The organism is Calothrix sp. NIES-2098 (genome assembly GCF_963875125.1).
Taxonomy (GTDB): Bacteria; Cyanobacteriota; Cyanobacteriia; order Cyanobacteriales; family Nostocaceae; genus Aulosira.
In genome coordinates, this window is the sequence record NZ_CAWNKJ010000001.1 from 4,683,309 (window position 1) to 4,700,956 (window position 17,648).

Annotated in this window: 20 protein-coding genes; 12 read left to right on the top strand and 8 right to left on the bottom strand. The window is 38.2% G+C overall.

Annotated features, from left to right (window positions below):
• The first annotated feature begins 249 nt into the window (after positions 1 to 249).
• The 3 genes from AACU33_RS19520 (at position 250) to AACU33_RS19530 (ending at position 3,964) form a co-directional block, all read left to right on the top strand.
• Complete coding sequence (locus AACU33_RS19520; RefSeq protein WP_096590231.1) at positions 250 to 1,140, top strand: alpha/beta hydrolase; 891 nt, start codon at positions 250 to 252, stop codon at positions 1,138 to 1,140.
• A 209-nt stretch (positions 1,141 to 1,349) separates the two neighbouring features.
• Entirely contained in the window at positions 1,350 to 2,402 is a 1,053-nt protein-coding gene (locus tag AACU33_RS19525; protein WP_096590232.1) for a helix-turn-helix domain-containing protein, read from the top strand.
• 860 nt (positions 2,403 to 3,262) lie between these two features.
• A complete protein-coding gene (locus AACU33_RS19530) occupies positions 3,263 to 3,964 on the top strand; it encodes a PEP-CTERM sorting domain-containing protein (RefSeq protein WP_096590233.1) in 702 nt (233 codons plus the stop codon).
• A gap of 300 nt (positions 3,965 to 4,264) precedes the next feature.
• On the opposite strand, the gene AACU33_RS19535 is transcribed toward AACU33_RS19530, so the two are convergent.
• Positions 4,265 to 4,516: a hypothetical protein gene (locus AACU33_RS19535; RefSeq protein ID WP_096590234.1), complete on the bottom strand. Its 252-nt coding sequence runs from the start codon at positions 4,514 to 4,516 to the stop codon at positions 4,265 to 4,267.
• Positions 4,517 to 4,698: 182 nt separating this feature from the next.
• Positions 4,699 to 6,021, bottom strand: a complete 1,323-nt coding sequence (gene fahA / locus AACU33_RS19540; protein ID WP_096590235.1) for a fumarylacetoacetase — start codon at positions 6,019 to 6,021, stop codon at positions 4,699 to 4,701.
• A 143-nt stretch (positions 6,022 to 6,164) separates the two neighbouring features.
• Here fahA and sugE point away from each other — a divergent pair, with 143 nt between their 5' ends.
• The 6 genes from sugE (at position 6,165) to AACU33_RS19570 (ending at position 10,829) form a co-directional block, all read left to right on the top strand.
• Positions 6,165 to 6,485 (top strand): quaternary ammonium compound efflux SMR transporter SugE, encoded by a 321-nt coding sequence (gene sugE / locus AACU33_RS19545; RefSeq protein WP_096590236.1) that lies wholly within the window; start codon positions 6,165 to 6,167, stop codon positions 6,483 to 6,485.
• Between the two features lie 95 nt (positions 6,486 to 6,580).
• On the top strand, positions 6,581 to 7,480 hold the full coding sequence (locus AACU33_RS19550) for an isocitrate lyase/PEP mutase family protein (protein WP_096590237.1): 900 nt from the start codon (positions 6,581 to 6,583) through the stop codon (positions 7,478 to 7,480).
• 176 nt (positions 7,481 to 7,656) lie between these two features.
• On the top strand, positions 7,657 to 8,142 hold the full coding sequence (locus tag AACU33_RS19555) for a glutathione peroxidase (RefSeq protein WP_096590238.1): 486 nt from the start codon (positions 7,657 to 7,659) through the stop codon (positions 8,140 to 8,142).
• A 27-nt stretch (positions 8,143 to 8,169) separates the two neighbouring features.
• Positions 8,170 to 8,994, top strand: coding sequence for an SDR family oxidoreductase (locus tag AACU33_RS19560; protein WP_096590239.1), 825 nt, complete (start codon positions 8,170 to 8,172; stop codon positions 8,992 to 8,994).
• A gap of 19 nt (positions 8,995 to 9,013) precedes the next feature.
• On the top strand, positions 9,014 to 9,943 hold the full coding sequence (locus tag AACU33_RS19565) for an alpha/beta fold hydrolase (protein ID WP_096590240.1): 930 nt from the start codon (positions 9,014 to 9,016) through the stop codon (positions 9,941 to 9,943).
• Between the two features lie 151 nt (positions 9,944 to 10,094).
• Entirely contained in the window at positions 10,095 to 10,829 is a 735-nt protein-coding gene (locus tag AACU33_RS19570) for a glutathione peroxidase (RefSeq protein ID WP_096590241.1), read from the top strand.
• 309 nt (positions 10,830 to 11,138) lie between these two features.
• Here AACU33_RS19570 and AACU33_RS19575 read toward each other — a convergent pair whose 3' ends face one another.
• From AACU33_RS19575 to AACU33_RS19595, 5 genes are all read right to left on the bottom strand, one after another.
• Positions 11,139 to 11,585: a hypothetical protein gene (locus AACU33_RS19575; protein WP_096590242.1), complete on the bottom strand. Its 447-nt coding sequence runs from the start codon at positions 11,583 to 11,585 to the stop codon at positions 11,139 to 11,141.
• Positions 11,567 to 11,992, bottom strand: coding sequence for a hypothetical protein (locus AACU33_RS19580; protein ID WP_096590243.1), 426 nt, complete (start codon positions 11,990 to 11,992; stop codon positions 11,567 to 11,569). Before AACU33_RS19580 ends, AACU33_RS19575 begins: the two co-directional genes overlap by 19 nt.
• 63 nt (positions 11,993 to 12,055) lie before the next feature.
• A complete protein-coding gene (locus AACU33_RS19585) occupies positions 12,056 to 12,391 on the bottom strand; it encodes a hypothetical protein (protein WP_096590244.1) in 336 nt (111 codons plus the stop codon).
• A gap of 324 nt (positions 12,392 to 12,715) precedes the next feature.
• Entirely contained in the window at positions 12,716 to 12,988 is a 273-nt protein-coding gene (locus AACU33_RS19590; protein ID WP_339376150.1) for a hypothetical protein, read from the bottom strand.
• A gap of 112 nt (positions 12,989 to 13,100) precedes the next feature.
• Positions 13,101 to 13,595: a type II toxin-antitoxin system prevent-host-death family antitoxin gene (locus AACU33_RS19595; protein ID WP_096595310.1), complete on the bottom strand. Its 495-nt coding sequence runs from the start codon at positions 13,593 to 13,595 to the stop codon at positions 13,101 to 13,103.
• 279 nt (positions 13,596 to 13,874) lie between these two features.
• Between AACU33_RS19595 and AACU33_RS19600 the strand changes: the two genes are divergently transcribed.
• Positions 13,875 to 15,947, top strand: a complete 2,073-nt coding sequence (locus tag AACU33_RS19600; RefSeq protein WP_096590245.1) for a tetratricopeptide repeat protein — start codon at positions 13,875 to 13,877, stop codon at positions 15,945 to 15,947.
• Positions 15,948 to 16,084: 137 nt separating this feature from the next.
• On the opposite strand, the gene AACU33_RS19605 is transcribed toward AACU33_RS19600, so the two are convergent.
• Positions 16,085 to 16,546, bottom strand: coding sequence for a pentapeptide repeat-containing protein (locus AACU33_RS19605; RefSeq protein ID WP_096590246.1), 462 nt, complete (start codon positions 16,544 to 16,546; stop codon positions 16,085 to 16,087).
• Between the two features lie 223 nt (positions 16,547 to 16,769).
• On the opposite strand from AACU33_RS19605, the gene AACU33_RS19610 reads away from it, so the two are divergent.
• Positions 16,770 to 17,033, top strand: coding sequence for a hypothetical protein (locus tag AACU33_RS19610; protein ID WP_096595311.1), 264 nt, complete (start codon positions 16,770 to 16,772; stop codon positions 17,031 to 17,033).
• A 219-nt stretch (positions 17,034 to 17,252) separates the two neighbouring features.
• On the top strand, positions 17,253 to 17,624 hold the full coding sequence (locus tag AACU33_RS19615) for a hypothetical protein (RefSeq protein ID WP_096595312.1): 372 nt from the start codon (positions 17,253 to 17,255) through the stop codon (positions 17,622 to 17,624).
• Positions 17,625 to 17,648: the final 24 nt, after the last annotated feature.

Consider the following 17,648-nt stretch of genomic DNA (forward strand, 5'->3'; position numbering starts at 1 on the left):
AGCATTGCTAAACCTTTATCCTTTATTAAAACGAAGAGAGAAAAATACTGTCCCAATTCTGAACGCTAAACAGAATAATGAATAGCGCGCAGACAGTAAAGTTTTGTAAAAATTGTATATAATATTACTGAAGATTCAAACTCATTAAAATTTTTCTGTTCGCATTCATCCTAGCTGGACAACTACGAAGCAACCAGTTAGGAAAATTTTTGTGTTTATAGGTATTAGTAATTTCACTTAATCGCGTACATGAACATAGATAAGCTGCAACTAACATTAGATTTTTTATTAAAACTCCTACTTTGTTTCGGTATTATTGCTGCGATCGCCTATTTGGCATTTTGTTTGTTGCTTTTTATTCAGCAACCTCGGTTTATCTTCTTTCCTTCTACTATCGTTGAACAGACACCAGCACTTTTTAATCTTGCTTATGAGGAAGTTTGGCTACCAGTACAGATCCGATCGCGTCGAGTAGAACGCATCCACGGTTGGTGGCTCAAAGCTAAACAACCAAATGCCAAAGTGTTGTTATATCTACACGGTAACGGAGTTAATATTGGTGCCAATATTAACCATGCTTATAGATTTTATCAACTAGGATTTTCTGTACTGCTAATTGATTACCGGGGTTACGGTCGCAGTGAAGGTGCATTTCCCAATGAAATGAGAGTTTATCAAGATGCCGTTACAGCGTGGAATTACTTGGTACAACAACTACAGATTCCACCTGGGCACATTTTTATTTATGGGCATTCTTTGGGTGGTGCAATAGCCATTGATTTAGCGCTCAAACACCCCAATGCTGCTGGACTAATTGTAGAAAGTTCTTTCACCTCGATTCGAGAGGTAGTAGCTTACAGGAACTTGTTTCGCATATTCCCCGTCGATTTAATCCTGACACAGCGATTTGAATCAATTAAAAAAGTACCAAAGTTGAAAATGCCAGTGTTATTCATTCATGGCACTGCTGATTCAACTGTGCCGTTTTTCATGAGTCAAAAACTATATGCAGTTGCACCTGAAGCCAAAAAGCTGATTTTAGTTCCTGGTGCAGAACATAATGATGTCGCAGATGTAGCTGGTGTGGAATATATGCAATGGGTGGATGACTTTGTTCAACAAGTGTATGTTCCCAGGTAATGAAAAGGTTAATAGATAACTGATATTCTCGTTTTTTAAGTATTTTCTACCTGAGATTTATGGCTAATTTATACTATTTAATTATGCAAAATTAGCCGATAGCAAAGTTAAAAAATAATACATAACAATCCGGATAAGTTAGCCAATAGTAGAAGAAATTATACAGGTGGAACTACTATCTGCTCCAGTACTGGAAGAGACTTAAAATTATGAATACAGCGCCTGTATATTTAGTAACAATTCCCGGAAAAAATCCTATTGAAATTTCTCAAGATGAATTGCGATCGCTGCTTGGTGATATTGAAGCAGAATTGCATCGCAGTAAGGTGTATCGGCGTGCTCTAGCTACCTTACAGCAGTTGCTAGGATCGTCGGCAGAACAAGCTAAAATTTTATTTAAAGCTGTCAGTAGAGAAGCAATTGGTTTAGCATTTCACCAATTTGCAACACATAGTAAGGAAGTTACAGATAGTAACCATCAGACAGATGATAGTAATATTTCCAGCAACGTTGAACAAGTAGAATTACAAAATTCGGCACAGCAGTTAACAAGTGTTAAATCAAATTTAGGGAATTTATCCGCACAAACGAACACATCTGTAGATGTAGCAAAAACTCCAGAATCCAAATCTCCAACAGCATGGATGAAGCGGTTTAATCTCAATAAGCAAAAGTCTGATGCCGAACAAAATAAGCTAACAGCAGCAGAAGAATATGCATTAAGTCTGCGTCAAATCAGCCAACAACTTCGCCAAGCTCGTGAGTCTCAAGGATTGTCTTTGATGCAACTGCAAGCATATACTCTGATCCCACTTCATCATATGGAGGCTTTAGAAGATGGTAATTTAGATTTATTACCAGAAGATGTCTTTATTCGTGGTTTTATTCGGATTACAGGCAATGCTTTGGGATTAAATGGTACAGCCCTAGCAGCTTCTTTACCTAAAGTTGAAACAGTCAAATCAGTTTTGCCATCTTGGTGTCAAGCGAAAAAAGCATCTGAAGTATCAGGACTAGAACTCCGCCCAATGCATTTGTATGTTGGTTATACAGCTCTTGTTGCTGGAGCAGTGGGAGGATTATCTTTCCTTTCTCAACAAACAAACTCTGAAAAAACACTGCAAGTTAATGTTGATACTCAACCCTCTTCATCCTTATCTCAGTTAAAACAGAAGACGGAAACAACTACTAAACCAGGAATCAAATCTAGTAGTACTAGTATCATCGTCGGGCCTGATATTTCCCCACCAGAGGCACTGTAAATTAAGCTATAGTTTTGACTGTGCGTAGGCGTAGCCCGCCATAGGCATCGCTCTTTTGCACTGCTTGTAGAAGAGCGATCGCATTTTATATTATGTCTGCTTAAAGACTTAAGTAAGCCAGTAGAAATAAAGCTAAGTATGTTACGAAACGTAATTAGGTTTTAACCCTTGCTAAGGAGAAAGCGCAAAGTTCCACCGGACTGGCTTCCCGCTACCCTAACAACCAAGCAACAGTCCTCCGCAACTGGCTCCTCGACGCCCATTTTCAAGCTAGTTGAGGCAGTTTTACACTTGATTTGCTAAGTAGCAGGGTGGTATTCACTTCTGTAGAAATAACTAGAGATTCAAATATAAATAAAAAGTAAGCTTTATCAAATTTATAGCCTAATACCTATTGTATCGGTGCAAAAGTCCTGTTTTTGCAAGCTTTGTTTTCAGGTGTAATAGCTGCTTTTATCTATTAGCACTATTTCTGTTTTAACTTTTGATTAAAATCAATAATTTGAAAAAATAAAATTATGGAAAAATACTTAGGATTTTTCTGGCTCAATCTATAGCAATTGGTGTACATGATTACTTTTCTCTATCGAAGAAAGTCACAGCTTTAAAAAGAGTTTATCTTAGATATAGAAGTTATTGTTTTTATCAAAACAATCATTTTGCACTCAAGCTATATTGATGAGATGCTTACTGCATCTAGAATGCAGCTTATTTTCTATTTTAAGTTTACACACACACAATATACATAAACTTATTTCAAGATAATAAATATTTCATAAAGCCAGCATTGATTATGTGTTTTTTTTTAATATTTGGTTATATTTCAGAATGTATATTTTATTTGAGCGATCCAATTTCTAATGAAGATCAATTCGTTTCTACCTGTCTTGTTAGCAACAACTAGTATCACTTTGGTTGCACAGGCAATTCCAGCACAGGCGTTTGAGTTGGGTTTTACTAGAAAGACTAATAATAGTTCCTTCAACGTTGCTCCTCAACTGACAACATCTGTTGATGATTTAGGCTCTGGACAAGTTAAATTCACATTTAACAATTCTGGTTCAGTAAGTGCAGGAACAATTACTGAAGTTGATTTTGGGAAAACTAACTTCCTCAATTTGTTGAGTTTGTCCTCTTTGAGTACTACAGCTGCACATAATCTAGATCAAGGAGTTAACTTTACTCAAACGAATACTGCAACTCTTCCGGCGACATTTGGCTGGAACCCAGCAATAACTTTTAAAGCTACCAATTCTGGATATCAAAAAACAGGTGTAGATGTTGGAGAGTCTCTGTCAATTATCTTTAATTTGAAAAGCGGTACATCATTTAGCGATATCGAAACTGGATTTAAAAATGGAACTTTAGCAATTGCTACACATGTTCAAAGTATTGGTGGTACTGGCGGTGTTAGTGATAAGTTTGAAAGTACTTACAATACTAACAATACTAAATCAGTACCGGAACCAGGCACAATCCTTGGTCTAATGGCTTTTGGTATGGGTGGTCTATTGACTCGGAAGAAGAGCAAAAATGCCAACTCTGAAAAGGTGACACTTTAATTAAAGTTCAATTCATAATTTCAGAATCATGTTATATTTTTGCAATTTTTCTAAACAAATACCCGTGAGCCAAGAATCACATTAGATTTCTGAAAAATTTTGTAATTGATAATTTAAAACCATAGATCGACAAGGTACTCTTATAAATATCTGGGTACATCTTGTGTAAATCTATGGCTTTTTGGTTTTTTAGTATTTAGCTTGAAGTTGCAATCTAAGTTTAATTAATAAATATTGGGAAAAATAAGTTTAATCCTCACAAAATCTCGATCCAATTTATAGTTGGAGGAGTTTTACGTTTTATTTAGACCAAGATTCTAATGCGGATTTTGCTATTCTTGTTGTGACAAGAATAACGAACATACTCAAAATACCAGTTTTGTAAAGGTTATCGTTGACATCATTCTCAAGCTGGGGTTTGTAAGTACGAGAAGTATGATAGTAGCAATTCCGGTAGAGTGCGCATGTAGTACTGTCAGTAGCTTGCGCGATCGCCAAAGTTGCGATAGATGCTATTGAGCCTGCAATAATAAAAGATATCAAGCGATTCATAAGTTGTCAGCTTAGAAAATCGATATTACTTACTACACAGAAAATTCAAAAGATTTCCGAAAATATCGCAAATTTGCTGTAAAGCATATATACCAAGCTTTTGAGCCAAAGTTGGGTTGACTCGCTACGTAATCTAACTCACCTGTAGTCACAGTCTTTATGAACTGCATAAAATTAACTCGCTACAATTCGGGAATTAGGATTTTACCTCGACATTCTCCAAATCCCACTCGCTTATAACCTCCTTTCTCACAATATCCCCGCAGAATAACTTCATCTCCATCAGACAAAAATTTTCTGACTTCACCTGTAGGTAGTTCAATAGGTTTGGAACCACGTTGAGTCATTTCCAGCAAACAACCCTGAGAACCTTCTTCCGCACCAGAGACTGTCCCACTAGCCAGCAAATCTCCCGAACGCAAGTTACACCCATTACTTGAGTGATGAGTAAGCATTTGCGCTATTGTCCAATACATCTGCTGGAAAGAACCACGACTCAAACGAAACGGTTGCAAGCCTTGTTCTTGCATCTGGGCTGAACGCATCCAAACTTCCAGCGTAATATCGATACCGCCTAAACTATTATTAAGTGACGAAGAGAGATAAGGTAAAGGTTGAGGATCGTCTTGACTGCGACCAAAAGCCGGACAACGAAAGGGTGCTAAAGCTTCTAAGGTGACTACCCAAGGAGAAATTGTTGTCGCAAAACTCTTGGCTAAAAACGGGCCAAGGGGTTGATATTCCCATGCTTGGATATCTCGTGCTGACCAGTCATTCACCAAGCATAATCCAAATATATGTTCTTCAGCTTTATCTATATTTATGGGTCGTCCTAACTGATTTCCAGCACTGACAAAAAACCCAACTTCCAATTCATAATCCAGCATTTGAGAAGCTGTAAAACTGGGAGATGAATCTTCTGGTTTCTTGATTTGACCGCTGGGACGCTGAATATAAGTATCACTTGTCACAATTGAGGAAGCCCGTCCATGATAGGCGATAGGTACATATTTATAGTTGGAAAGCAATGGATTATCCGGACGGAAAAGCTTTCCTACATTGGTGGCGTGAAATATTGAGGCGTAAAAATCAGTATAATCGCCAATAATTGCTGGTAATAAAAGTTCGGCTTCAGATATGAAAATGAGAATTTCAGCTTCTGGAGGAGGCTGTTGTATGTCGTATCGCAATAACTCGCTTAAGCGATGACGCAACGCTAATCTCGCTTGGCTTTCCATTCCCATCAATAAATTTAAATTCGGTGCTGTACAAGCTGCTTGCAGCTGTTCGGGAAGTTCTGCAAATAAGCCAAGTTGGGAACATCTAGCTAAATCTAAAATCTTGTCTCCAATTGCAACCCCAATTCGTGGCGGTTCAGCGCTACCCTGAATGCGAAATACACCAAAAGGCAAATTTTGGATCGGAAAATCAGTGTCTTCTTCATTGGCTGACTCTACCCAACTGCGTAAATTTGGGTCATGGGTGGCGTCAATGGTATAGGTCATAAGTGGAGATGAGGTGAGTGGAGGAGTAGGTAGACTTACATCCTGCACTTAAAAGGTTATACCAAGAGCAGACAGATAAAAAGTATCGAAATGTAACAATAAAATAGGCGATGCAATGTCTGCAACTTGTAGGGGAGAAAACAATGGCTTGGATATACCTTCTAATTGCTGGGTTGCTGGAGATGGGATGGGCAATTGGACTGAAGTATACACAAGGATTTACTAAACTTGGCCCTAGTATTGCTACTGTTGCTTGTATGGTAGTGAGTTTCGTTTTCTTATCAACAGCACTGCGTACATTACCAGTGGGTACAGCTTACGCCATCTGGACTGGTATAGGAGCTGCGGGTACAGCTTTGATGGGTGTAATTTTGTTGGGAGAACCAGCTGAATTTAGGCGTTTTTTCTGTATTGGCTTAATTATGGCTGGTGTGCTGGGGCTGAGGCTTGTCTCTTCGCATTAGTCTTAACCTTGAAGCAGGTGCGATCGCACAAAGTACAATTTGGCATCCGAAGCTGTATTCTCAAATAGGGGTATTCTGCATTTGTAAATTACTATATGTCTGCTGGACAAAAACTACGTCAGTTATTGGCGCGTCCTGAAATTATTGTCATTCCTGGAGTCTACGACTGTCTGGGTGCTAAGTTGGCTGAAAACTCAGGTTTTGAAGTAGTGGCTACTAGCGGTTTTGGCATTGCTGCTTCTACATTGGGTTTACCAGACTACGGTTTTCTTACTGCTACAGAAATGCTCTACAGTGTAGGGCGAATTGCGCAATCAATTACTGTTCCTTTAATTGCTGATTTAGATACTGGCTACGGTAACGCTTTGAATGCCATCCGGACTGTTAAGGATGCTGTACAGTTGGGTTTGGCTGGCGTACTGCTAGAAGATCAGGAATGGCCGAAAAAGTGCGGTCATTTTGAGGGTAAGCGAGTTATCCCCCTTGCAGAACACGCCGGAAAAATCCGCGCCGCCGTAGAAGCCCGTGGTGATAGCGATCTGGTAATTATTGCTCGCACTGATGCGCGTGCTACCTTAGGTTTAGAAGAAGCGATCGCTCGCGGTCGAGCTTACATTGCCGCGGGTGCAGATATACTCTTTGTAGAAGCTCCCCAATCTGTAGAAGAATTAAAAGCGATCGCAGCTGCTTTTCCAAACGTACCACTAGTAGCTAATATCGTTGAAGGTGGTAAAACTCCCCAACTAACTGCTGCTGAGTTACAGCAATTAGGCTTTAAAATAGTGTTTTTTCCGCTTACGGCTCTGTTCGCTGTCACTAAGGTAATGACCGCTTGCTTAACTCATTTAAAAACACAGGGAAGCACAGCGAACTTGACAGATTTAGTCAGCTTTCAAGAATTTCAAGAACTCATCGGTGTCCCTAAATATCTGCAAATGGAAAAGCACTTTGCAGCAGAAAACTGCACGCTAATTTCTGACACAATTCAGAAATAAAAATGTGGATAAATTTTTGGTCATTCACCTTTGTGTCTTTGTGTCTCTGTGGTTACATAAAATCTATATTTTGAACCACAAACAGGCTAAATCCCAAATAAAACTCTTAAAAAACTGGTTTAGCCTTACCTACAATATGCGAAACTTGGCAATAGTTCTAACAAAATCAATTTAAGATGAATACCAAAATTTCTGACATTGCAGTTAAAACAATCAACGGTGAAGAAAAGCAACTTAGTGAGTACGCTGGTAAAGTACTATTAATTGTGAATGTAGCTTCCTATTGCGGTTACACTCCTCAATATGAGGGGCTAGAAAAGTTGAACCAAGAGTATGGAGAAGCTGGATTACGTATTCTCGCCTTTCCCTCCAATGATTTTGGCGCACAAGAACCTGGAAGCAACGAAGAAATTGTACAATTCTGTACGAATAACTATGGAGTGACTTTTGAACTATTCGATAAAGTTAATGCCAAAAGTTTGCCACAGCATCCACTTTATGCTCGACTCACCAATGCAGTTGAACCAACAGGCCCTGTAGCTTGGAATTTTGAAAAATTCGTCATCAATAAACAGGGTGAAGTAGTGGCTCGTTTTAAGAGTAGTGTCAAACCATATTCACCAGAATTAATTGCCACAATTGAAAGTGAATTAGCAAAATAAATTCAAAATTAAGGGTTTTAAAGCCACATGAATATTGCAATTATTGGTTGTGGTTATGTAGGTTGTGCAGTTGCTCAATATTGGCAAGAAAAAGCGAACTTTGTGGTGACAGCAACCACAACTTCACCTACACGTGTACCAGTACTAGAAGCAGTAGCCCAAAAAGTCATCCTTACTAAAGGCAACGATATAGAGGGACTAAAATCAGTATTACAAAATCAAGATGTGATACTGTTGAGTGTTGCTGCTAAAGGTGCAGACTTTTATGAAGAGGCGTATTTACAAACAGCTAAAACTTTAGTTTCTATCTTACCAGAATTTTCTCGCATCAAGCAGTTGATATATACAGGAAGTTATTCGGTATATGGAGATAGAAATGGTGAGGTTGTTGATGAAGAAACAACTGTGCTACCTAGCAGTCCAGGTGCTAAAATTCTCCGCGAAACTGAAGAAGTTTTGTTATCAGCAGCTAATGAAAATCTCCACGTCTGTATTTTGCGTTTAGGAGGAATTTACGGGACTGGTAGGGAACTGATCAAAATATTTGGTCGCTTTGCTGGTACAACTCGCTCCGGTAATGGCAATGACATCACAAATTGGGTTCATCTTGATGATATTGTTGGTGCTATTGAGTTTGCCCGTCAACACAATTTACAAGGTATTTATAACCTAGTAGATGATGCCCATCTAATTAGTCGTGAGTTTTTTGATACTCTGCTAACAAAACACAATTTACCTCAGATTAGTTGGGATGCTTCCCTTCAAAGTAATCGCCAATATAATGCTTGGGTATCGAATCAAAAAATCAAAGACGCTGGATATCAGCTAAAACATCCGCAAATGATTTTTTAACAAATAAGGCTGGTATATTATGCAATCATCTAATGATTTGCGATCGCTAAATCCAACAGCATCTCCTACTCAGTTTTATAATTGGCATAATTATCGCTGTGCCTACGAAGTGCAGCAACCAAATAGTTCCCCACCTCAAGGTATTCCTCTCCTATTAATTCATCCTATTGGTGTGGGATTATCGCGGCAATTTTGGCAACGATTTTGCCGTGAATGGTATCAAACTGGGCATCGAAATCAAATTTATAACCCCGATTTATTGGGATGTGGTGAAAGTGATATGCCCCATGTCGCTTACACTCCTGATGATTGGGCAGAACAATTGCATTACTTTCTGCAAACAGTAGTACAAAAACCTGTAATTGTATTAGTGCAAGGTGGTTTATTACCGATTGCTCTGAGATTAATTCCTAAAGAACCAAAGTTAATTCACTCCCTAATATTATCAGGCCCTCCAGCTTGGCCTATCATCACCAAAAAAGTACCAGCATGGCGACAGAAATTAGCTTGGAATCTCTTTGATTCACCCTTTGGTAATGCGTTTTATCGTTATGCACGCACTACAAAGTTTTTGCGTTCTTTTTCGACTCGCCAACTTTTTGCCTCTGGCGATATGGTTGATTCAGAATGGTTGGATACTTTAGTAGTAGGTGCAAAAAATACCGCCAGCCGCCACGCCGTATTTTCATTTTTATCAAGCTTTTGGCGACAGGATTATAGTAAGGAGATCGCCTCTATTCAGCAACCAACATTAGTAGTTGTGGGAGAACAAGCATCAAGTATTAGTCGAGAAGGTAAAGTTGCAACCCCAGAGGAACGTTTAGCTGACTATTTAGCTTATTTACCGCAAGGACGCGGCATAAAAATAGCTGGGCGCAATGTTCTACCTTATGAATCGACCAGTGAATTTGTGAGTGCGATCGCACCCTTTATCGATGAATTTGCTTAGGCATTTCTTACTCAAGCAAGTTGCACACTGATTGACAATTATACTAGTATATCTGCGCACAAATAAAATCTTGCTGCAAAACAGTGCTAAAAGCTTAGAGTAAACTTCTTTGAACTTTTGGCACTATTAATTGATTATTTCAGGAGGCCTAATGCTGTCCAATCGCCGAGGACAACGAGTTCCCAATGTCACGTTTCGTACTCGTAAAGACAATCACTGGGTAGATGTGACTACCGATGAACTATTTGCTAATAAGACAGTAGTTGTTTTCTCCTTACCAGGCGCTTTTACTCCCACTTGTTCTTCCACCCACCTACCTGGTTATAACCAGTTGGCTAATGTGTTTAAAGAAAATGGCGTGGATGACATTATCTGTATTTCCGTCAATGATGCCTTTGTTATGAATGAATGGGCTAAAGACCAAGAAGCCAGCAACATCAAATTAATACCTGATGGTAATGGTGAATTTACTGAAGGTATGGGAATGCTGGTAGATAAATCAGACTTGGGCTTTGGTAAACGCTCATGGCGCTATTCCATGCTGGTCAAGGATGGTGTCATTGATAACATGTTCATTGAGCCGGAAGAGCCAGGAGATCCCTTTAAAGTATCTGATGCTGAGACAATGCTCAGATATATTAATCCCCAAGCAGTGAAGCCCAAGCTGATTTCTTTATTTGCAAAAGTAGGTTGTCCTTACTGTGCGCGTGCTAAAGCATTGCTCAAAGAGCATGGTTTAGATTATGAAGAAATAGTCTTAGGTAAAGATGTGACTACTCATTCTTTGAAAGCAGTTACAGGTGCGACAACAGTTCCCCAAGTATTTATCGATGGACAACTTATTGGTGGTTCAGAAGCACTAGCAGCTTACTTTGGTGAAAACTAGATAGCAGTTAATAATCTAAATTTCAGCGTTGTTCCTAACAAAGCAACGCTTTTTTAGTAATTATTCTGAATTTTTTATATATAGTGTCAAGGTTTTTCGTAGGGGTTTAGCAATGCTAAACCCTTATCAGTATATTCGTATAACTATAAAATTAAAATAACTCTCAGTATTGAGATACTCCTAATAAAAACTTGTTCAAAATCGCCTATAGTGGTTCTCGTTTGGATGCAATATATAATAGGGCACAGCATTGTTACTTATCAATCGTGTATATTTGATGCAATTGAGAACCGCTATATATTTAGAACTTTAACTTACTTTTAAACGATATTTCCGTTTAATAGCTTCCACTTCTTGTCTCAGCCCATTGGCGTGAAGCAAACCAACATAACCACTTAATTGGCAATTACCATTGTTATTATAAAGATAAATATGGGGAATCTGAGCTATGTTATCTCGCATATTTAATTTTCCACTACGATCTGAAAACTGAAAACTTTCTATAAGTTTATCAAATTCACCCAAGTAATTATGCCAACCATTATCTATGGTGTAGTCTTTAGTTTTTGCAGACTCTGTAGCTTCTATTAAAGTAATTGTCATTCCAGGAACTTTTTTTAACTGCTCGATAACTATATCTATTATTCTGTCTTGAGTCCCTAAAATATTATCTACAATAATTTTTGCAGTTTGAGAACATTTCCAATAATTAATATGAGCATCGGGCGCACCTGATGCTATTGCAGCAAGAGACAATGCAATGCTTGGTTGATGCCTGGATTTGCATTAATAGCAGGAGATTCAGCTAGCCCACGTACCGTTTTTTCAAAATCATTAGCAACAGTTGATATAAATTTATCTTGAATTGATAAATTAGTTGAATCACTGAGTTTTAAGCTAGAACCTATAGGATAAGCAATTAAGTCAGAAGAATGAATAATGTTAATCCATCGGATAGGTTGTTTATGAAATAGAAGCGCAAAATTATTAGCCTGTTCGGGCTGAAAATCAAAAATCATATTGAACAACAGGATGGGTGAACCCATCGTTGTAATACTTTTTAAGTTAACTTTCTCAAGGATTAAGGAGCGAATTTTAAATGCCGGATCGCGAGGTTGGAATTTATCAGAAAACAAAATATCCCATAAAATTACAGTTCCCATAGAATGGGCAACAATATGAAAATCTTGTTCTTCAGGGTGATTGACGATAAAATCTTCTAAATGTCAGGCAATGGATTCTCGGATTTTCGCGCCTCGTTCTAAGTTAAGGTAAGTAAAAGCATCGCCTACAAAATCGGAAAGAAATTCTCGTCTGATTTCTTGTCCACGAAATATATCTTGAAGATTAACATTAGGATCTTGTTTTTTTAGGTTTGCCAAATCTCGATCGATACAATTCCAGATTTTGTCCTTTTTATTTAAAACATCAGCATAAAATCCAGAATGGAAATATGGTAAATCTTTGCTACGTTGCGTTAATTCCTCTTTAATGAGATGTTTTAATGGTTGAGCAAATTTAACTTTTGATTCGGCAACACCATGAATAAAAAATATCAGCATTGTACATTATTATAAATGACAGCGCTTCCAATTTACTTTATATATTTCTAAAGCGACAATGTGGAAATAACTTAAATGATAATTTACTAGCCAATTTAAAAACGACAGATAGATATGGGCACGGCACCAGTAAGATATTTAATATGCCAAAAGATTGTGGATGTTCCCTACAAAGAATTTATCTGTCACAAACATTATTTGAATTGGTATAAGTTTGATGACATTACCCAAAGGCTGAACCCACAAGGAGCTGATGTGTTTAGTAGTCTGAAGGATTGAGATCGCAAAGATAGAAAATAGAACAGTTGACCTGGAATATGCTAATTATGGTGTTGGTGCAGGTTGAATATGTTCCCCAGCGTAATAAACTAAGACTTTTCTGTGAGATTCATCAGGAATATAAAAGATTCTATCTCCAGAAGTTACTTCGTATTCCCATACTCCTTTATATTTCTTACCTTTTAAAGGAAATACTCTTCTTGGTTTTCGTGTCATTGGTGCAGTACATAAGTCTTCATAGCAACGTTTTGTGTTTTCTGGACTACGTTGCATTAAAGCTTCCCACGCTTTGTTGACTTTTCGATTCTTAGCAACCACTAACCATATTTTGTTGACAGTAGATAAACTAGGAGCCGTCAGTTCGACTCTGGCGGCTCCAAACGATCGTTGCTTATTTCTTGGTCTGGCGGAATATCAGACATAAGAGAGTTTACTTAGCATTTTCAACAGATGGTTGTGTCAATGGTATTTCATCCGTCTCGTCGTTAAAAGCAGCAGCAAGCTCAGGGCTAGAGATTGCAATAGCGCTTTCATGCCATTCATGAATGATGGCGTCAATCATCTTCCATGCTGTAGTTGAAGAATCTACCAACCGAAAAGCCTTACTTAATTCCTTAATAAACTCTTGAAGTTCATCTGAGTCAAACACACTCAACCATCCATAAGGATGTTCAAAGCCGATTTCTTTGCCTAATAATAGAGAAAAAGCGACAGTTAATGATTCAAAAACAGCTTTACTTTGGATAGCAGTTTTTACCAGACAAGTTACTTCCTCCCTCGGTAATAAAGCAAAGAACTGTCCATTGCGTGTAATTGTTACGGGATGTTCAGCAGCTTTATCGAGAATATGACCGGGTTGACGGTTTAACTCCGTAGCAGAGATTAGCTCATCTAAGTAAGCATTGTTTAAAAATGCAAGAGGCATAATTTTGTGCGTTTTCAGAAAACGCTGAATCATTTAATCTGTGTTAATTACCTTTACGTATTATTTTACGTAATATCCTAACGCCGTCAATAAGCATTGTGGCGGATTCCCTAGAAAGGCTTGATGTATAAGGTCGACAGAGTTGTAGTGGTACTGGAAGGGCGATTTTGTTAACCAGTTGAGCGATGAAGCGATCAACACTATTGCCAACATAATTTGTTATAGATTGGAGAGAGGTACGCCGCTTTAAAAACTGACCAACAGATAGGGATGGTCTTGATGAAAAGCAAAAATCTAGTCGTCTACGCTTTAGTTTTGCAAAGCGTTATGGTCTTTTCGCCCTTGCTGCTGTCTACTGATAAAGTAAGTGGGCAAACTGCACCAGCAGTGACACCTACTCCGGTATTATCGAATCAGGAACGGGAAGAATTGACAAGACTGCGAGCAGAAAAGCAGATTCGAGAAGCAGCCCAATCTGATTTTGAGCGTAACTTTAGTCGTACCACTATGTTATTTAATATCTGGCTAGTTTTATTAAGCTTGTTTCCTGTGGCAGTTATTGCTTTATATTGGCTGTTACGAAGGGTAGCCATCCGGGAAATTGTTAATCAAGCTATATCACAGCTAGAAGGAGTGGAAAACCTGGAAACTCAGCTAAATTTGGTAAAACAAGAAGCTGAAAATGCTATTCAAGAAGTTAAAAAGATAACTAATGATTTAGGCAAAGAAGCTGAGACTTTAAAAGAGAAAATTAAAGTTGAGCAAGATAATTTATCGACAGTTACAGCAGATTTTTCGGCCAATAAAAACAATCTTATCAATAAGTTAGAATCGGAAGTTCAAATTATCCAAAAAAATCTAGAGAATTTGCAGGCTGAATTTGCTGTTCAATTATCAACATTGCAGTCTGAAGCTCAAAATCATAGTAATTTAACTCTGGAAAATTTGGGTAAATTAACATCAGATTTAGCAGCAGAGTTATCTAAACTACAAGTCAGCGCTGAACAACAAAAAAATCTTACTCTGGAAAATTTGGATAAATCCAGAGATGAATTTACTGTGCATTTATTTGGCTTGCAGTCTGATACGCAGAATGAAAAGAATATATTTGTTGAGAGTTTAGCTAAGTTACAAACAGAATTTGCTACGCATATCTCAAATTTAGAGGTAGAGGCTCAACAAAATAAAGATACAACCTTAGCAAATATCAATGAAATAGAAGGTTTATTTAAATCGCAAATATTAGAGTTAGAAGCTGGCACTCAACAAGAAAAAGATAAAATTATTGCCAATTTAATAAATTTACAGTCAGAATTTGTAACTCAACTAGCTGATTTACAGGCGGAAGCTGAAAAACAAAAGCAGCTAATTATTGAAAATTTAGAAAAATCTGGCTCAGAATTCACATCTCAATTCTCAGAATTACAGTTAAATGCTCAACAACAAAAAATTCTGATTCTGGAAAAGCTAGAAAAGTTAGAAACGGATTTTGTATCGCAACTTTCGGAGCTACAATCAGATGCGCAACAACGCAAGGATCTGATTCTGGAAGAACTGACAGAAATTAAAGAGCCAAAGCTGCCAGAATTTGGGAAACCTGAAGTTGCAGAAAACATTCAGGAACCAACGCAATCAGAAGAAGTGGCGGCTGATGAATATCTGGAACAGGGGGATTTGCTGTTTAGCGAAAAGCGCTATGAAGATGCGATCGCACTTTACAACCAAGCAGTTAAAATCCAGCCAAATAACGCTGTTGCTTGGTTTAAACAAGGTTTAACTCTCGCTAGGTTGAAACGCTACGCCAACGCGATCGCTTCCTATGATACAGCTTTAAAAATCAATCCTAACGACCATCAAGCTTGGTGCGATCGCGGTGTCGCTTTTGGAAATTTACGCAAACATCAACAAGCTTTTGTCTCGTTTAATCAAGCCACCAAAGTCAAGCCTGATGATGCAGTTGCTTGGATGAATCGCGGTTTAGCTTTGATAGAGTTAGAAGAATACGACGAAGCGATCGCCTCTTTTGACAAAGCCATAGAAATTAAACCAGGTTCCCCCAAAGTTTGGGATAAACGCGGTTATAGTTTAGTGCGGCTAGGGCGTGACGACGAAGCGATCGCCTCTTTTGATCAAGCTTTAGAAATTAATCCGAATTATGCTAGTGCTTATTACAATAAAGCCGCCTGTTATGCACTGCAAAGAAACCTAGAATTAGCTTTAAAAAATCTTCAACAGGCAATTCAATTAAACCAAAAATATCGAGAAGAAGCTGCATCAGACCTTGATTTTGATGATATTGCAAGCGAGCAATCTTTTATTCAGATAGTCGGAGAAACAATCGTGAATGAATAGCCACTCTATCAATATGATGCGATAGAATATAAATAGTATGGGACTGAGCAATTACTAAAAATCAAACATTCCCATTACTCACTCTTGGTACAAAACATAGAAATGTATTTTTACTAGCTGATTCCAAAGAACCAGAATCAATCACTGCGAATACTGCCATCAGACATAATAGTATTGCAATAGATGTTGTTTTCGAGCAAAGTAAATTCGAGATTCGCTCCAGTTAGATTAGTGTTGGTCAAGTTGCTGTTGACGATATCGGCATCTCTCAAATCAGCATTAGTCATGTCGGCCTCAATTAGATCAACTCCATACAGAGTAGCTCTAACCAAGATGGCATTACTCAAGTTAGCCTTACTCAAATTAGCACCATCCAAACAAACTGAATTGAGAATAGTTCCACTTAAATTAGCTCCTCTCAAGTTAATATTTTCCATGTAGGAGTCGGACAATTCCAGCCCACTGAAATTCACACCACTCAGATTAGCTCCAATAATTTCATCACTAATATACAGATCGTAATTAGTGAAATCTCTAACACCAGTGGCGTAGAGTTCGAGAATTTCCCTATTCTTGAGCAATGGTTTGCTTTCCCTCATAAAGCCTTTCCTCTTGAAATTTCTGACACCCAAGCTTATGGCAAGTGTGAATCCAAAAATCCAAAATTGAAGAAGCAAACCAACCAAAGCCTTGCTTTATCTAGCTTTTTGACACAATTGGGTACAAATGTACTATAATAGTTAGTATAGCGCCCCAAAGCCTGATTAAGTGCAAAATGGCTCTGTGGCAGTTTTCAGGAAGATGGAATTAACGGTTAGTTCTATGATGAAGCACTATATTCTCAACCTCAATCCCACAGCCAAACACGAATGGGATCGGTGTATTTTACGCGATCCACTGACTGCAAAACGCCCAGATATCGCCAAATTAATCGCTGATGCGGTTGGTGCTGATACAGGCAGTTATTTAGTGAGTGTGAATATCGAAGTAACAGTGTTAGAACAAGCTGCTGTACCGCAAGCTGAACAACTATCGCTCTCATTTCCAGAGGTGAGTGCTTCATCTCCATTACGAGAAGCGGCTTAAGAACGGTAGAAGGCAGAAAGGCAGAAGGCAGAAGGAAAGATAGGAAATTAATGCCCAATGCCTTATTTATAATAAGTTGCAGTCTAGTGTAGTAGCTTGGGATTTATGAGATTGCTTCCCTTCACTGCGTTCCGGTCGCAATGACAGATACTAATTTTGATTGCAACTTGGTATTACTATTTCCCATTTCCAGTTTTTAAGACAGAGGAAGATTATTTAATTATGCAACTGAGTTATTATCCAGATGCAATAGTACAAGCTGCCCAACGGGTTAATGAATTAGACTCTCAGTTGATGGCAGTTCAGCAGCAAATTAACCGATTTGAAGGTAATGCAGATCGTAGCGCTGCCTTTGATATGGATTTAAAAAACGATGCACAACGCAAGGCACGTCGCTTTGAAGTATTACTAGTTAATCCAGAATATCAAAAGGCAGTAGATACACAGCTACGATTAACCGCAGACAAAGCAAATGCGATCGCGCATCTAGAATATCTGCGTAACCAATTTAGTGTAGCGAAGTTAGAAGCCAGATTAGCGATCGCTCAACAACTCACTGATTTTGAATCTCGTGAATTAGTAGGATTGTAAGCAATGAAGGGTTTAGTATTGCTA

Excerpts from the sequence above, each read along its gene's own strand:
- AACU33_RS19520 (WP_096590231.1), top strand. The coding sequence starts at position 250 with ATGAACATAGATAAGCTGCAACTAACATTAGATTTTTTATTAAAACTC.
- AACU33_RS19525 (WP_096590232.1), top strand. The coding sequence starts at position 1,350 with ATGAATACAGCGCCTGTATATTTAGTAACAATTCCCGGAAAAAATCCT.
- AACU33_RS19530 (WP_096590233.1), top strand. The coding sequence starts at position 3,263 with ATGAAGATCAATTCGTTTCTACCTGTCTTGTTAGCAACAACTAGTATC.
- AACU33_RS19535 (WP_096590234.1), bottom strand. The coding sequence starts at position 4,516 with ATGAATCGCTTGATATCTTTTATTATTGCAGGCTCAATAGCATCTATC.
- fahA (WP_096590235.1), bottom strand. The coding sequence starts at position 6,021 with ATGACCTATACCATTGACGCCACCCATGACCCAAATTTACGCAGTTGG.
- sugE (WP_096590236.1), top strand. The coding sequence starts at position 6,165 with ATGGCTTGGATATACCTTCTAATTGCTGGGTTGCTGGAGATGGGATGG.
- AACU33_RS19550 (WP_096590237.1), top strand. The coding sequence starts at position 6,581 with ATGTCTGCTGGACAAAAACTACGTCAGTTATTGGCGCGTCCTGAAATT.
- AACU33_RS19555 (WP_096590238.1), top strand. The coding sequence starts at position 7,657 with ATGAATACCAAAATTTCTGACATTGCAGTTAAAACAATCAACGGTGAA.
- AACU33_RS19560 (WP_096590239.1), top strand. The coding sequence starts at position 8,170 with ATGAATATTGCAATTATTGGTTGTGGTTATGTAGGTTGTGCAGTTGCT.
- AACU33_RS19565 (WP_096590240.1), top strand. The coding sequence starts at position 9,014 with ATGCAATCATCTAATGATTTGCGATCGCTAAATCCAACAGCATCTCCT.
- AACU33_RS19570 (WP_096590241.1), top strand. The coding sequence starts at position 10,095 with ATGCTGTCCAATCGCCGAGGACAACGAGTTCCCAATGTCACGTTTCGT.
- AACU33_RS19580 (WP_096590243.1), bottom strand. The coding sequence starts at position 11,992 with ATGGGAACTGTAATTTTATGGGATATTTTGTTTTCTGATAAATTCCAA.
- AACU33_RS19585 (WP_096590244.1), bottom strand. The coding sequence starts at position 12,391 with ATGCTGATATTTTTTATTCATGGTGTTGCCGAATCAAAAGTTAAATTT.
- AACU33_RS19595 (WP_096595310.1), bottom strand. The coding sequence starts at position 13,595 with ATGCCTCTTGCATTTTTAAACAATGCTTACTTAGATGAGCTAATCTCT.
- AACU33_RS19600 (WP_096590245.1), top strand. The coding sequence starts at position 13,875 with ATGAAAAGCAAAAATCTAGTCGTCTACGCTTTAGTTTTGCAAAGCGTT.
- AACU33_RS19605 (WP_096590246.1), bottom strand. The coding sequence starts at position 16,546 with ATGAGGGAAAGCAAACCATTGCTCAAGAATAGGGAAATTCTCGAACTC.
- AACU33_RS19610 (WP_096595311.1), top strand. The coding sequence starts at position 16,770 with ATGATGAAGCACTATATTCTCAACCTCAATCCCACAGCCAAACACGAA.